The sequence below is a fragment of the Pseudomonas cremoris genome (assembly GCF_014230465.1).
The window spans coordinates 248,313-263,093 of sequence record NZ_JAAXCY010000002.1; the positions used below are offsets into that span (position 1 = coordinate 248,313).

Annotated in this window: 9 protein-coding genes; 5 read left to right on the plus strand and 4 right to left on the minus strand. The window is 60.6% G+C overall.

Features of this window, described 5'->3' with window-relative positions; translation table 11 throughout:
• Positions 1-84 precede the first annotated feature (84 nt).
• From aceE to msrA, 4 genes are all read left to right on the plus strand, one after another.
• Positions 85-2,730: a pyruvate dehydrogenase (acetyl-transferring), homodimeric type gene (aceE, locus tag HF257_RS04670; protein ID WP_185704987.1), complete on the plus strand. Its 2,646-nt coding sequence runs from the start codon at positions 85-87 to the stop codon at positions 2,728-2,730.
• 11 nt (positions 2,731-2,741) lie between these two features.
• Positions 2,742-4,382, plus strand: coding sequence for a dihydrolipoyllysine-residue acetyltransferase (gene aceF, locus HF257_RS04675; RefSeq protein ID WP_185704985.1), 1,641 nt, complete (start codon positions 2,742-2,744; stop codon positions 4,380-4,382).
• A gap of 317 nt (positions 4,383-4,699) precedes the next feature.
• A complete protein-coding gene (locus tag HF257_RS04680) occupies positions 4,700-7,393 on the plus strand; it encodes a putative bifunctional diguanylate cyclase/phosphodiesterase (RefSeq protein WP_185704983.1) in 2,694 nt (897 codons plus the stop codon).
• Between the two features lie 73 nt (positions 7,394-7,466).
• Positions 7,467-8,114 carry a peptide-methionine (S)-S-oxide reductase MsrA gene (gene msrA, locus HF257_RS04685; protein WP_185704981.1) on the plus strand — a complete coding sequence of 216 codons (648 nt, stop codon included), beginning with the start codon at positions 7,467-7,469 and terminating at the stop codon, positions 8,112-8,114.
• Between the two features lie 155 nt (positions 8,115-8,269).
• Here the strand turns inward: msrA and HF257_RS04690 are convergent, their stop codons facing one another.
• A complete protein-coding gene (locus tag HF257_RS04690) occupies positions 8,270-9,106 on the minus strand; it encodes a 23S rRNA (adenine(2030)-N(6))-methyltransferase RlmJ (RefSeq protein WP_185704979.1) in 837 nt (278 codons plus the stop codon).
• A 174-nt stretch (positions 9,107-9,280) separates the two neighbouring features.
• On the opposite strand from HF257_RS04690, the gene HF257_RS04695 reads away from it, so the two are divergent.
• Positions 9,281-10,558 carry an O-acetylhomoserine aminocarboxypropyltransferase/cysteine synthase family protein gene (locus tag HF257_RS04695; RefSeq protein WP_185704977.1) on the plus strand — a complete coding sequence of 426 codons (1,278 nt, stop codon included), beginning with the start codon at positions 9,281-9,283 and terminating at the stop codon, positions 10,556-10,558.
• On the opposite strand, the gene HF257_RS04700 is transcribed toward HF257_RS04695, so the two are convergent.
• The 3 genes from HF257_RS04700 to putP all read right to left on the minus strand — a co-directional run bounded on the left by HF257_RS04700 (position 10,544) and on the right by putP (position 14,777).
• Positions 10,544-11,227 carry a DUF4123 domain-containing protein gene (locus HF257_RS04700; RefSeq protein WP_185704975.1) on the minus strand — a complete coding sequence of 228 codons (684 nt, stop codon included), beginning with the start codon at positions 11,225-11,227 and terminating at the stop codon, positions 10,544-10,546. The genes HF257_RS04695 and HF257_RS04700 overlap by 15 nt on opposite strands.
• Positions 11,228-11,255: 28 nt before the next feature.
• Positions 11,256-13,088, minus strand: coding sequence for a type VI secretion system Vgr family protein (locus tag HF257_RS04705; protein ID WP_185704973.1), 1,833 nt, complete (start codon positions 13,086-13,088; stop codon positions 11,256-11,258).
• Positions 13,089-13,292: 204 nt separating this feature from the next.
• The gene (putP, locus tag HF257_RS04710; protein ID WP_185704971.1) at positions 13,293-14,777 is read right to left on the minus strand and encodes a sodium/proline symporter PutP; all 1,485 of its coding nucleotides are present in this window, start codon (positions 14,775-14,777) and stop codon (positions 13,293-13,295) included.
• Positions 14,778-14,781: the final 4 nt, after the last annotated feature.

Consider the following 14,781-nt stretch of genomic DNA (forward strand, 5'->3'; position numbering starts at 1 on the left):
CAAGAATTTATGTCGTCTGCCCACAAGGCCAGTCGCAAACTTCAGGCAACCGATTCTGGTAGCCTTTCCGCCCTGGAGCAAGCCATGCAAGACCTCGATCCCGTCGAAACCCAGGAATGGCTGGACGCCCTGGAATCGGTTCTCGACAAAGAAGGCGAAGACCGTGCTCACTACCTGATGACCCGTATGGGTGAACTCGCAACCCGCAGCGGTTCGCAACTGCCCTACGCCATCACCACGCCATACCGCAACACCATCCCCGTTACCCACGAAGCACGCATGCCTGGCGACCTGTTCATGGAACGCCGCATTCGCTCGCTGGTACGTTGGAACGCCATGGCGATGGTAATGCGCACGAACTTGAAAGATTCGGACCTGGGCGGTCACATCTCCAGCTTCGCATCCAGCGCAACCCTGTATGACATCGGCTTCAACTACTTCTTCCAGGCCCCGACCGACGAACACGGCGGCGACCTGATCTACTTCCAGGGTCACACCTCGCCAGGCGTCTACGCCCGTGCGTTCATGGAAGGCCGCATCAGCGAAGAACAAATGAACAACTTCCGCCAGGAAGTCGACGGTCAGGGCCTGTCGTCCTACCCGCACCCTTGGCTGATGCCTGACTTCTGGCAGTTCCCGACTGTATCCATGGGCTTGGGCCCGATCCAGGCGATCTACCAGGCACGCTTCATGAAGTACCTGGAAGCGCGTGGCTTCATCCCTGAAGGCAAGCAGAAAGTCTGGTGCTTCCTGGGCGACGGCGAGTGTGACGAGCCGGAATCCCTGGGCGCCATCTCCCTGGCTGGCCGCGAGAAGTTGGACAACCTGATCTTCGTCATCAACTGCAACCTGCAGCGCCTCGACGGCCCGGTTCGCGGCAACGGCAAGATCATCCAGGAACTCGAAGGCGTGTTCCGCGGTGCTCAGTGGAACGTGACCAAAGTCATCTGGGGCCGTTTCTGGGACCCACTGCTGGCCAAGGACGTCGACGGTATCCTGCAACGTCGCATGGACGAAGTCATCGACGGCGAGTACCAGAACTACAAAGCCAAAGACGGCGCGTTCGTACGTGAACATTTCTTCAACACGCCTGAACTCAAGGCGATGGTTGCAGACCTGTCCGACGACGAGATCTGGAAACTCAACCGTGGCGGCCACGACCCGTACAAGGTCTACGCGGCGTACCACGAAGCGGTGAACCACAAAGAACAACCCACCGTCATCCTGGCCAAGACCATCAAGGGTTATGGCACCGGTGCCGGCGAAGCGAAGAACACTGCGCACAACACCAAGAAAGTGGATGTTGAAAGCCTGAAACTGTTCCGCGACCGTTTCGACATCCCGGTCAAGGACGAAGAGCTGGAAGACCTGCCGTTCTTCAAGCCAGAGCCAAACAGCGCCGAAGCCCGCTACCTCAGCGAGCGTCGCACTGCACTGGGCGGTTTCGTGCCACAGCGCCGCGCCAACAGCTTTGCCGTACCGACCCCGGACCTGAGCACGCTCAAGGCAATCCTGGACGGTTCGGGCGACCGTGAAATCTCCACCACCATGGCTTTCGTGCGCATCCTGGCGCAGCTGGTCAAGGACAAGGACATCGGCCCGCGCATCGTCCCGATCATCCCGGACGAAGCCCGTACCTTCGGTATGGAAGGCATGTTCCGTCAGTTGGGCATCTACTCCTCCGTCGGCCAGCTCTACGAGCCAGTCGATAAAGACCAGGTGATGTTCTACAAGGAAGACAAGAAGGGCCAGATCCTCGAAGAAGGCATCAACGAAGCGGGCGCCATGAGCTCCTTCATCGCTGCCGGTACTTCGTACTCCAGCCACAACCAGCCGATGCTGCCGTTCTACATCTTCTACTCGATGTTCGGCTTCCAGCGTATTGGCGACCTGGCTTGGGCCGCAGGCGACAGCCGTACCCGTGGCTTCCTGATCGGCGGTACCGCTGGTCGTACCACGCTGAACGGCGAAGGCCTGCAACACGAAGACGGTCACAGCCACATCCTGGCTGCCACCATTCCGAACTGCCGCACTTTTGATCCAACCTACGGCTATGAGCTGGCGGTGATCATCCAGGACGGCATGAAGAAGATGACCGAAGAGCAGCAGGACGTTTTCTACTACATCACCGTGATGAACGAGTCCTACCAGCAGCCAGCCATGCCGGCTGGCGTGGAAGAAGGCATCATCAAGGGCATGTACCTGCTCGAAGAAGACACCAAGGAAGCAGCGCACCACGTACAGCTGATGGGCTCCGGCACCATCCTGCGCGAAGTGCGTGAAGCGGCGAAGATCCTGCGTGAAGAGTTCAACGTCGGCGCCGACGTGTGGAGCGTCACCAGCTTCAACGAACTGCGTCGCGACGGCCTGGCCGTAGAGCGCAGCAACCGCCTCAAGCCTGGTCAGAAACCTGCGAAGAGCTACGTCGAAGAGTGCCTGGCCGGCCGTAAGGGTCCAGTCATTGCCTCTACCGACTACATGAAGCTGTTCGCCGAACAAATTCGCCAGTGGATCCCGTCCAAGGAATTCAAAGTCCTGGGCACCGACGGTTTCGGCCGCAGTGACAGCCGCAAGAAGCTGCGTCACTTCTTCGAAGTCGACCGTCACTTCGTGGTGTTGGCAGCCCTGGAAGCCTTGGCTGACCGTGGTGAGATCGAACCCAAGGTGGTAGCAGACGCTATCGTCAAGTTCGGGATCAACCCGGAAAAACGCAACCCACTGGACTGCTGAGGAGACTTTTTGTGAGCGAACTCATTCGCGTACCTGACATCGGCAGCGGTGAAGGTGAAGTAATCGAGCTGTTTGTGAAGGTCGGCGACACAGTCGAAGCCGACCAGAGCATCCTGACCCTGGAATCGGACAAGGCGAGCATGGAAATTCCTGCTCCCAAGGCCGGCGTGGTCAAGAGCCTGAAAGTGAAGCTGGGCGACCGCCTGAAAGAAGGCGACGAACTGCTGGAACTGGAAATCGAAGGTGCCGCTGATGCGGCCCCTGCGCCAGCGGCTGCTCCGGCTGCCGCTGCTGCACCCGCTGCTGCCGAGAAGCCAGCCGAGGCCCCTGCGGCCCCGGCTGCTGCTCCTGCTGCGGCCTCTGTTCAGGACATTCACGTCCCGGACATCGGCTCGTCGGGCAAGGCCAAGATCATCGAGCTGCTGGTTAAAGTCGGCGACACCGTCGAAGCCGACCAGTCGCTGATCACCCTGGAGTCCGACAAGGCCTCCATGGAAATCCCTTCGCCGGCTGCCGGCGTGGTGGAAAGCATTGCGGTCAAGCTGGAAGACGAAGTCGGCACTGGCGATTTCATCCTCAAGTTGAAAGTACAAGGTGCTGCACCAGCTGCCGCTCCAGCACCTGCGGCGGCTCCGGCTGCCAAGGCTGAAGCTGCTCCTGCTGCCGCTCCTGCGCCTGCTGCAAAAGCTGAGGCCGCTCCGGCTCCAGTCGCTGCTGCACCAGCACCAAGCGGTGCCAAGGTTCATGCCGGCCCTGCCGTGCGTCAGTTGGCCCGTGAGTTCGGCGTTGAGCTGAGCGCCGTCGCAGCCAGCGGTCCTCACGGCCGTGTGCTGAAGGAAGACGTGCAGGTTTACGTCAAGAACATGATGCAGAAGGCCAAGGAAGCTCCGGCTGCCGGCGGCGCTACCGGTGGTTCGGGCATTCCGCCGATCCGCACCGTGGACTTCAGCCGCTTCGGCGAGACCGAAGAAGTGCCGATGACCCGCCTGATGCAAATCGGCGCGGCAGGTCTGCACGCCAGCTGGCTGAACATCCCGCACGTGACCCAGTTCGACCAGGCCGACATCACCGACCTGGAAGCTTTCCGCGTTGCGCAGAAAGCCGTGGCCGAGAAAGCCGGCGTGAAACTGACTGTGCTGCCACTGCTGCTTAAAGCCTGTGCGCACCTGCTCAAGGAACTGCCGGACTTCAACAGTTCGCTGGCACCAAGCGGCAAGGCGATCATTCGCAAGAAGTACGTGAACATCGGCTTCGCGGTAGACACTCCTGACGGCCTGCTGGTACCGGTCATCAAGAACGTCGACCAGAAGAGCCTGCTGCAACTGGCTGCCGAAGCCGCTGCGCTGGCTGCCAAGGCCCGCGACAAGAAGCTCACCCCGGACGACATGCAGGGCGCGTGCTTCACCATCTCCAGCCTCGGTCACATTGGCGGTACTGGCTTCACGCCAATCGTCAACGCGCCGGAAGTGGCGATCCTGGGTGTGTCCAAGGCCACTATCCAGCCAGTGTGGGACGGTAAAGCGTTCCAGCCGAAGCTGATGCTGCCGCTGTCGTTGTCCTACGATCACCGTGTGATCAACGGCGCTGCCGCTGCACGCTTCACACAGCGTCTGAGCCAACTGCTGAACGACATCCGCACCATCTTGCTGTAAGTCTCCACGGGCCGCCTTTTCACCGAGGCGGCCCTGCTGCACCGATTTCCGAGCGCCACGCTCGTACCTCAACCCCGCCACTTGGCGGGGCTTTTTTTGCGCACTTTTCGGACAGGAAATTGGACAGGTAAAACAGGTTTGTACACCTTCCATCACCTCGACTGTAGAAATCCCTCGCGCGGCCGATAACACCCTTATAGCACTTAGCCTTCATCCTCTCTTGTCAGCCCGCGCCGCATGATGCAACCTTGCCGCAGGCAACAGAAAAGAGGGCGTGAGCCCGGCGCCGTGCGCGTTATTTCAAGTGAGTTCCCCCCATGAAAAGCCAACCCGATGTCGCCCGTATGGCGGCCGAGGTAGTGACGCAATTACCGGTGCCTTCGCGCCTCGGTATGCTGCGTTTCGAGCGGCTTAATGAGGCGAGCTGGGCCCTGCTCTACCTCGACCCCAATTGCGAGCGCCAATTCGGCCTGCCAGCGGTCGAGCTGTGTGCCCTGCTCGGCACCCCCTACGCTAGCCTGATGGAGCCCCAGGCGCGCTATCAATTGCACGACACTATCCAGCAGCAACTGACGCAGAGCCCTCACTACCTGGTGCGCTACACCCTGCACACCAGCGACGGCCCGCTGAGCCTGCTGGAAATGGGCGAAGCCTACAAACAACATAATCGTCACCTGCTGCGCGGCTACCTCATGGTGGTCGACGGACTGTTCAGCGAAATTCCCGCGCCTGCCCCGACGGCAGACCTGGAGAGCCAGAACAGCCGCCTGCAGATCGCCCTGGAGCTCAACCAGCGCGCACAACAGGAACAGCTGCAGCATCTGGAGCGGGTGCGCGCCCAGCAAGAGCTGATTCTGCTGCTGGCCCGCCAGCGCTACACCACCCACAATTCGCTGCAAGAAGCCGCTGAGCTGATCACCCGTAGCGCGTGCGATATCTACCAGATCGACTGCGCCAGTATCTGGAACCTCGAAGGCCAGCGCCTGGTGCCGATCTCGGCCTACCACCGCGACGACCAGCAGCACCACTTGCCCGAGCCCATCGATGCCAGTTGCTTCCCGGACTACCTGGAAGCCTTGCACAGCAGTCGGGCCATCGACGCCACCAACGCCATGCGCGACCCGCGCACCCGGGAAATGGCCGACAACCTGCGCGCCAAAGACATCCACGCCATGCTCGACGCCAGCATCCGCGTCGATGGCCAGGTAGTGGGCGTACTGTGCCTGGAACAGGGCGGCAGCTCACGGGCATGGCAGGCTGACGAGATCGCCTTTGCCGGTGAACTGGCGGACCAGTTTGCGCAGGTCATCAACAACCACAACCGCCGCACGGCGACCAGCGCCCTGCACCTGTTCCAACGTGCCGTGGAGCAAAGTGCCAACGCCTTTCTGCTGGTCAATTGCGACGGGGTGGTGGAGTACGTCAACCCCAGCTTTACCGCGATTACCCAGTACAGCGCCGAGGAAGTCCACGGCCATCGCCTGGCCCAACTACCGGCACTGGAGAACCTCAGCGAGTTGCTGTTCGATGCGCCATCGAGCCTGGCCAAGAGCAACAGCTGGCAGGGTGAATTCAAGAGTCGCCGCAAGAACCTAGAACCCTACTGGGGCCAGCTGTCGATTTCCAAGGTGTATGGCGACAACCGCGAGTTGACCCACTACATCGGCATTTACGAAGACATCACCCAGACCAAACTGGCTCAGCAGCGCATCGAGCGTTTGGCGTACACCGACAACCTGACCAACCTGGGCAACCGTCCGGCGTTCATCCGCAACCTCGACGAACGCTTTGCCCGCGACAGCGACAGCCCGATCAGCCTGCTACTGGTGGACATCGACAACTTCAAGCGGATCAACGACAGCCTTGGCCACCAGACCGGCGACAAGTTGTTGATCAGCCTCGCGCGGCGCCTGCGCAACAGCTTGAGTGCCGGCGGGAGCCTGGCGCGGTTTGCCAGTAACGAATTTGCGGTGCTGCTGGACGATACCGACCTGGAAAGCGGCCAACAGGTCGCCAGCCAACTGCTGACCACCCTCGACAAACCGATGTTCGTCGACAACCAATTGATCAGCGTCACCGGCTCGGTCGGCCTGGCGTGTGCGCCACTGCATGGGCGTGACCCGCAGACGCTGATGCGCAACGCCGGTTTGGCGCTGCACAAGGCCAAGGCCAACGGCAAACACCAGGTACAGGTGTTTACCGAAGCGCTTAACGCCGAAGCCAGTTACAAGCTGTTCGTGGAAAATAACCTGCGCCGCGCCCTGACCCAGAATGAACTGGATGTGTTCTACCAGCCCAAGCTGTGCCTGCGCAGCGGTCGCCTGCTGGGCATGGAAGCGCTGTTGCGCTGGAACCACCCGGAAAAGGGCATGATCCGTCCAGACCAGTTCATCAGCGTGGCTGAAGAGACCGGGCTGATCATCCCCATCGGCAAGTGGATCGCACGCCAGGCGTGCCGCATGAGCAAGCAATTGAGCGCCGGCGGCATGGGTAACCTGCAGGTGGCGATCAACTTGTCACCCAAGCAGTTCTCCGACCCGGACCTGGTGGCCTCGATTGCCACCATCCTCAAAGAAGAAGACCTACCGGCCAACCTGCTGGAACTGGAGCTGACTGAGGGATTGCTGCTGGAAGCCACCGAAGACACCCGCCTGCAACTGGATCAACTGAAAAGCTTTGGCCTGACCCTGGCCATGGACGACTTCGGCACCGGCTACTCGTCGCTGAGCTACTTGAAAAAATTCCCCATCGACATCATTAAGATCGATCGCAGCTTTATCCACGAAATCCCGGATAACCAGGACGACATGGAAATCACCTCGGCGGTGATCGCGATGGCTCACAACCTCAAGCTCAAGGTGGTCGCCGAAGGCATTGAGACCGCCGAGCAACTGGCGTTCCTGCGCCGGCACCGTTGCGATGTGGGCCAGGGTTACCTGTTTGACCGGCCAATCCCCGGGGCAGAGCTGCTGGCGATGCTCAAACGTTATCCGCGCGGGCCAATCGCCTGACAGCGCTGTAACACTCGGGCACACTGGCTGTCTGAATCTTTACCGCTAACTCAACCTGACGAGAGGACTGATCATGGTCTTGCGCTCGGAAATTCTGGTGAACAAAAACGTGCTGCCTACTCAAGAACAAGCTTTGCCTGGCCGTGAAACCCCGATGGCGCTGCCGGAGACTCACTTCGTCAACGGCAACCCGCTGCTGGGCCCCTTCCTCGATGACGTCGGCTTTGCGATCTTTGGCCTGGGTTGCTTCTGGGGCGCCGAGCGCAAATTCTGGCAGCGTGATGGCGTGGTCAGCACCGTGGTCGGCTACGCCGGCGGCTTCACGCCGAACCCGACCTATGAAGAGGTCTGCTCGGGCCTGACCGGCCACAGCGAAGTGGTGCTGGTGGTGTACGACCAAGCCAAGGTGAAATACGAAGACCTGCTGAAAATGTTCTGGGAATTGCACAACCCAACCCAGGGCATGCGCCAGGGCAATGACATTGGCAGCCAGTACCGTTCGGTAATCTATGCAACCACGCCGGAGCAATTGGCCGCGGCGCAGGCCAGTGCCGATGCCTATCAGGGCGAGTTGACCAAGGCGGGCCTGGGCACGATCACAACGGAAATCGATCAAGCGCCAACCGTATTCTTCGCCGAAGCGTACCACCAGCAGTACCTGGCAAAGAATCCGCAGGGATATTGCGGCATCGGCGGCACGGGCGTGACCTGCCCGATCTAAGAGAGCGCCGCGAATCACAATGTGGGAGCGGGCTTGTGTGGGAGCGGGCTTGCTAGCGAAAGCGGTGGGTCAGTCACCTGATTCTGTGACTGACACTGCGTATTCGCGAGCAAGCCCGCTCCCACATTTGGTTCTGTGTCTGGCCGTCGAGCTGATTACTCGGCGATGAGCCAATCCATCTGCCACCCACCCTGGGTTTGCCCAAGCTTCTTGGACAACCACGGCAGCAGCTCACGCAATTCCTCTTCCAGGCCCCATGGCGGGTTGGCAATCGCCAGGCCCGAGCCGGTCAATGTGTTCGGCGTGTCCAATGGATGCACCAGCAATTCCACCCGCAACAGCTTCGGCGCGCCGGTGCCGGCCAGGTCCTGGTAGAAGCGGCGCAACAGGCGCTGATCCTTCACTGGGTACCAGATGGCGGCGACCGTCTGACGCATGCGGCTCACGGCCTCTTTGAGGGACGCGGCACAGCGCTGCATCTCGTCGAGCTTCTCGAACGGCGGGTCGATCAGCATCAGCGCGCGCTTCTCCGGCACCGGCAGCAAGGCACGCGGCACATGCCAGCCTTCGCCCAGGTGCACTTTGACGCGGCGATCACCTTTCATGTTGTCCTTGAGCAGCACGCCGTCTTCCGGATGCTTTTCATTGAGCAACACACGATCCTGAGGCCGTTTGAGACGTCGCGCCAGTTCCGGCGAACCAGGGTAGTAACGCAACTGGCCGTCCGGGTTCATCTCGTGCAGCACCCGCATGTAGTCGGCGGTCAATGGCGGCAGGTCGTTCTCGCCCCACAGGCGTGCAATGCCTTCCAGGTATTCACCGGTGCGGTTGGCCTGGTCGCCCTGCAGGTCGTACAGACCGATACCGGCGTGGGTGTCGAGGTAGGCGAACGGCTGCTCCTTGCGCGACATCAGGGCGATGAGGCGGGTCAAGGTCAGGTGTTTGAAGACATCGGCGTGGTTGCCGGCGTGAAAGGCGTGACGATAATTCATGGTTGCTCCTGCGCAGGGGGCGAAGTTTACCTTTTACGCAGGCTTAGGTGCAGTGCGGCGTGCCGGGCGGCGCTTATGTCGAAAATGTCGGGTGAAGGCTGAAAAAAATCTAAATGCCCGGATTGGAGCAGATTTATTGTGGCGATCCACTATCCAGGGAGGTCTACAACAATCATGAAAGACGCCACCATCGCATTGCACCACGGCTTCAAGTCGGACCCGACCACCAAGGCCGTCGCCGTGCCGATCTATCAGAACGTCGCCTTCGAATTCGATAACGCCCAACACGGTGCCGATCTGTTCAACCTGGACGTGCCCGGCAATATCTACACGCGCATCATGAACCCCACCAACGACGTGCTCGAGCAGCGCATCGCCGCCCTTGAAGGCGGTATCGCGGCGCTTGCAGTCTCAGCGGGCAGCGCAGCGATTCATTACGCGATCCAGACCCTCACCCGAGCCGGTGACAATATCGTCACCACGCCGCAACTATACGGTGGCACCTACACCCTGTTCGCCCATTTGCTGCCGAGCTTCGGTGTAGACGTGCGCTTTGCCCGCGACGACAGCGCCGAGGCCATCGCCGAATTGATCGACGACAACACCAAGCTGGTGTACTGCGAAAGCATCGGCAACCCGGCGGGCAATATCGTCGACCTGGAGGCGTTGGCCAACGTTGCGCATGCCCGTGGCGTGCCATTGATGGTGGACAACACCGTGGCTACCCCGATCCTGTGCAAGCCGATCCAGTTCGGCGCCGATATCGTGGTGCATTCGGTGACCAAATACATCGGCGGCCACGGCAACTCCCTGGGCGGTGTGATCGTCGACAGCGGCACCTTCCCATGGACCGATTACCCGGAGAAATTCCCCGGCCTCAATAATCCTGAGCCTGCCTATCACGGCGTGGTCTACACCGAAAAATTCGGCCCTGCCGCCTTCATTGCCCGTGCCCGCACCGTGCCATTGCGCAATACCGGCGCGGCACTGGCACCGATGAACGCTTTCCTGCTGCTGCAAGGCCTGGAAACCCTGGCGCTGCGCATGGAACGCCATACCGAGAACGCCTTGAAGGTTGCGCAATTCCTGCAAGGCCATGCCGATGTGGAGTGGGTCAGCTATGCAGGTCTGCCGGATCACCCGCACCACGAACTGGCGCAGAAGTACCTGCAAGGCAAGCCATCAGCGATCCTGTCGTTCGGCTTGAAGGGCGGCTACGAAGCCGGTGTGCGTTTCTATGACGCGCTACAAATTTTCAAGCGCCTGGTGAACATCGGCGACGCCAAGTCCCTGGCCTGCCACCCGGCATCCACCACCCATCGGCAGATGAACGAGCAGGAACAAGCCAAGGCCGGCGTGAAGCCGGAAATGATCCGCCTGTCAGTGGGCATCGAGGCGATCGAAGACCTGATCGAGGACCTGCAGCAGGCGTTGGGTTCAACTCAGCTCTGAGGCCAGGTAATCAGCCAGCGCCTCATGGCTGATAGCCGGGTTGCGCGCGAAGTAGGCGACCTTGTGCTGCAAGGTCGTCGGCGTGAAGGCAGCGTGCAGGTCGGGGCGTTGTTCTTCCAGCCCTTGCACCAGGTTGTCGATGAGGGTGTGTGGGGATTGCCCGGCCAGGTGCTCCAGTAACGCTGCAGGGACTCGCCACCAGGGGCTGGCTTTGGCGGCTGTGACTGGGCTGCTCGTAACGCTCAACGGCTGGCCATTGATCAGGTAACGCCGGAACACCGGCAATATCTCACCCCCCGCCTGCTGGAGGATCGGTAGAAACTGCGCACCGTCCCAGAAGCGCAGGAACACCTGCTTGCCATCGGGCAGGTACACTTTGGTCAGGCCTTGCAGATGCCCAACCACGGTTTCCAGTGGACAGGAAGAGACGGCCAGCCAACCCCAATCCAACGCTTGCGTGGACAGCGCCCAACCCAGGAAGGGGCTTCCCGGTTCGACGATGCCCACATAAGGCATCACCTCATCCCACCCCGCGTAAGCCGTGCCCGCCCACAGAGGATGCAGCGGCGCGCCGGCCGCCATCGCCTGCCAAGCCTCCAATGGCTTAGCGTCACTGGCGGCGCCCAGCACAGCAAAGATCTGTTCACCAGCAATCAAAGGTTGCAGCATCGACATAACGTCCTTTTAAAGTAAAAGATCAGGCGATCTCGCACTGGCCATTCCTGCAGCGTTCGCACTCTTCGCAAAACGGTGCACTGCGTTTGAAGGAATTCACTTGCACGCGACTCAACGGCGCAAGCAACGACTGCGGCAGTCCAGTCACCAAGGGCACAGCGGCGCCGGCAAGTTTGATCGGTATGCTGCTGAAAATGCCGGCCGCAGAAATGGAAATCGAGTGACCTCCGGCCTGGATCGTCACGCTGGCGCCAGCGTCGATCACCACGCTTTGTCCCGCCCCCATCTGAATGGCTCGCCCGGCGTTCACCCGATGGTCATGCAACACGTCCTGGGTCCAATCCCGCTGAGCGCGCAGGTAGATCTCCTCGGCACCCTGCCGGTCTTCGATGCGCAGCTCGTTGTAGCCACCACCACCGGGGCTGCTCTGGCTGCGGAAGATACTGCGGGTCTTGTCCGCCGGTAGGTCCAGCGGCACGGGCGTTGCCGCGTTGGGCAGACAGCCCACCACCACCGGCATATCCATATCGCCGTTGACGAAGCCCACCAACACCTCCATGCCGACACGCGGGATCAGCACCGCGCCATAGCGGTCATGGGCCCACCCGCTCGCTACACGTAGCCAGCAACTGGAATGGTCATTGTGTTCGCCGCTGCGGTCCCAGGCCATTTGCACCTTGACCCGGCCGTACTCATCACAGTGAACTTCACTGCCTTCGGGGCCGGTGACCACTGCATTCTGGTAGCCCGCAATGCTTGGTCGCAGCTGTGTTGGCATGGCCGGGCGGAAAATCACATCCCACGGTGCAGCACGGAACTCGTTGCGGTAACCCTGGCGCAAATCCCCTCCGGCGGACTCGGTCACGGCCTCTTCCAACACCTGGGGTTGCTGGCCTTCATGAGTGACATGCGTCACCAGCCACAAGTCATTCCAGTCTTCACGAGGATGACCCGACAATTGGAGAAAGCGGCCACTGAGCAAAGCCGTCTCGTCACCGCTGCCATGGGCGATTCGATAATCGCTGCGGTGGCGCTCCAAACCGCGCTGCGCAAGGTATTTGCCATGGGCTCGGTCGCTGAAACAACCCGGGTAACCCTGCTCTTCCAGGCGTGGCACATGCTCGTCAGACACCGCGCTTTCCAGTGCCAAGCGCGGCTTGCGCAAGTCGTAATCACGCAAGTTCACGGCTGTCGTGCGGGCTTCCAGTTGCACCGTAAAGCGCTTGATCGCAGGCGCGTCCGCAACCATTCCGGAACCCGGCGAGTAAGGGGTGGGCTGCTCCGCCTGAGCGAACACCGTCTGGTCATCCCCAAACACCAGCAGGTGCCGCTCGGCCGAGTGCTGGAAGTGATAGTGGATCCCCAACTCAGCACACAGCCGCTGAATGAACGCCAGGTCGGTCTCACCAAATTGCACGCAATACTCGCGCTTGGGATAAGCGCCACTGAGGCGGAACTCAAAGCAATCGCTCTGGATACCCTGCCCCACCAATACCTGCGCAACGATCTGCGGCACCGTCAGATGCTGAAAAATACGCTGGTGGCTGCTGTGTTTCAGATAGGCCAACTGCGGCACAAGGCTGATCTGGTAGCGCGTCAGGCGCCGCCCGGAATCACCTTGCGCCACACGATGAACCAAGCCGTGCACGCCCCGATCCTGATCATCGAAGCCTAAATACACCGGGCGGTGCAGCAGGCTTTCCAAGTCAAGATCGGGCTGTTCGCCGACCAGTTCAAGGTCGAAGCAGTAAGGCTGGCTGAGCGCCTCGGTCCCCTTGAAGCTGTAGACCTTGAGATCACTGGCAACCCCATCCAGGGTCAGGTTGAAAGCACTTTGATTGGCAGGAGCGAACATCCGGTGTTTCTCTGCGAGGGGTGGGTGAGGGATTCTGCATCACGGCTAACCCCTGCTGAACACACCCCAGACAAATCAGTAAAACCCTACGCCGCGGCGCGTGAATCTTCTTCGAAGCGACTCAAATCAAACGCAAAAAAAGGCCCGCAATCCGTAGGATGCGGGCCTTTCTTTCTATTCATCGAGCGCCAAACGCCCGGCGAATTACTTGTTGAGGTTGTAGTCCTTCTCCGCCGCATCAAAGCGCTCGACCATACCCGCAGTCGGTGCGCCCATCTTGCTCACGAAGTAGATCGCCAGGCTGGCGAAGATAAAGCCTGGGATGATTTCGTACAGACCCAGCAGCTCGAAGTGTTTCCAAACGATCACCGTGATCGCACCCACCAGGATGCCGGCCAGTGCGCCGTTACGAGTCATGCCTTTCCAGATCACCGAGATCAGCACCACAGGCCCGAATGCAGCACCGAAGCCGGCCCAGGCGTAGCTCACCAGGCCCAACACGCGGTTGTTCGGGTTGGCGGCCATGGCGATGGCGATCAGGGCAACCACCAGCACCATGGCGCGGCCGACCCACACCAGCTCAAGCTGGGAGGCGTTTTTGCGCAAGAAGGTCTTGTAGAAGTCTTCGGTCAGGGCGCTGGAGCACACCAGCAATTGGCAGCTCAGGGTGCTCATCACCGCCGCCAGGATGGCCGACAGCAGCACGCCAGCGATCCACGGGTTGAACAGCAGCTTGGCCAGTTCGATGAACACACGCTCGTGGTTCTCGTTGACCGGGCCCGCGACTTCCGGGTGCGCCGAGAAGTACGCGATACCGAAGAAGCCCACCGCCACGGTGCCGCCCAGGCACAGGATCATCCAGGTCATGGAGATACGACGCGCGTTGGCAATCGACTTCACCGAATCCGCCGCCATGAAGCGCGCCAGGATATGCGGCTGGCCGAAGTAACCCAGGCCCCAACCCATCAGCGAAATGATGCCGATGAAGGTGGTGTTTTTCAGCATGTTGAAGTTGTCGGGGTTCTTGGCTTCGATGGCCAGGAAGGTGGTGTCGACGCCACCCGTGGCCAGCAGCACGATGATCGGCGTGAGGATCAACGCAAAGATCATCAGGGTGGCTTGTACGGTATCGGTCCAGCTTACTGCCAGGAAACCACCGACGAAGGTGTAGGCAATGGTCGCCGCAGCACCGGCCCACAGCGCAGTCTCGTAGGACATGCCGAAGGTGCTTTCGAACAGGCGGGCACCGGCCACGATGCCGGAGGCGCAGTAGATGGTGAAGAACACCAGGATCACGACGGCGGAGATAATCCGCAGCAGGCCGCTTTTATCTTCGAAACGGCTGGAGAAGTAATCCGGCAGGGTCAGGGCGTCGCCGTTGTGTTCGGTCTGGACCCGCAAGCGACCGGCCACGAACAGCCAGTTGAGGTAGGCACCGACGATCAGGCCGATGGCGATCCAGCTTTCCGACAAGCCGGACATGTAGATGGCACCTGGCAGGCCCATCAACAACCAGCCGCTCATGTCGGAAGCACCAGCCGACAAGGCTGTGACCACGCTGCCGAGGCTGCGACCGCCGAGGATGTAATCGGAAAGGTTGTTGGTGGAGCGATAGGCCATGAAGCCGATCAGCACCATTGCTGCGATGTAGATCACAAACGTGATCAGGGTTGGATTACTAACGCTCATAAGA

What these genes read in the sequence shown, in the direction of transcription:
- aceE (WP_185704987.1), top strand. Translation starts at nt 85, where the DNA reads ATGCAAGACCTCGATCCCGTCGAAACCCAGGAATGGCTGGACGCCCTG.
- HF257_RS04680 (WP_185704983.1), top strand. Translation starts at nt 4,700, where the DNA reads ATGAAAAGCCAACCCGATGTCGCCCGTATGGCGGCCGAGGTAGTGACG.
- msrA (WP_185704981.1), top strand. Translation starts at nt 7,467, where the DNA reads ATGGTCTTGCGCTCGGAAATTCTGGTGAACAAAAACGTGCTGCCTACT.
- HF257_RS04690 (WP_185704979.1), bottom strand. Translation starts at nt 9,106, where the DNA reads ATGAATTATCGTCACGCCTTTCACGCCGGCAACCACGCCGATGTCTTC.
- HF257_RS04695 (WP_185704977.1), top strand. Translation starts at nt 9,281, where the DNA reads ATGAAAGACGCCACCATCGCATTGCACCACGGCTTCAAGTCGGACCCG.
- HF257_RS04700 (WP_185704975.1), bottom strand. Translation starts at nt 11,227, where the DNA reads ATGCTGCAACCTTTGATTGCTGGTGAACAGATCTTTGCTGTGCTGGGC.
- HF257_RS04705 (WP_185704973.1), bottom strand. Translation starts at nt 13,088, where the DNA reads ATGTTCGCTCCTGCCAATCAAAGTGCTTTCAACCTGACCCTGGATGGG.
- putP (WP_185704971.1), bottom strand. Translation starts at nt 14,777, where the DNA reads ATGAGCGTTAGTAATCCAACCCTGATCACGTTTGTGATCTACATCGCA.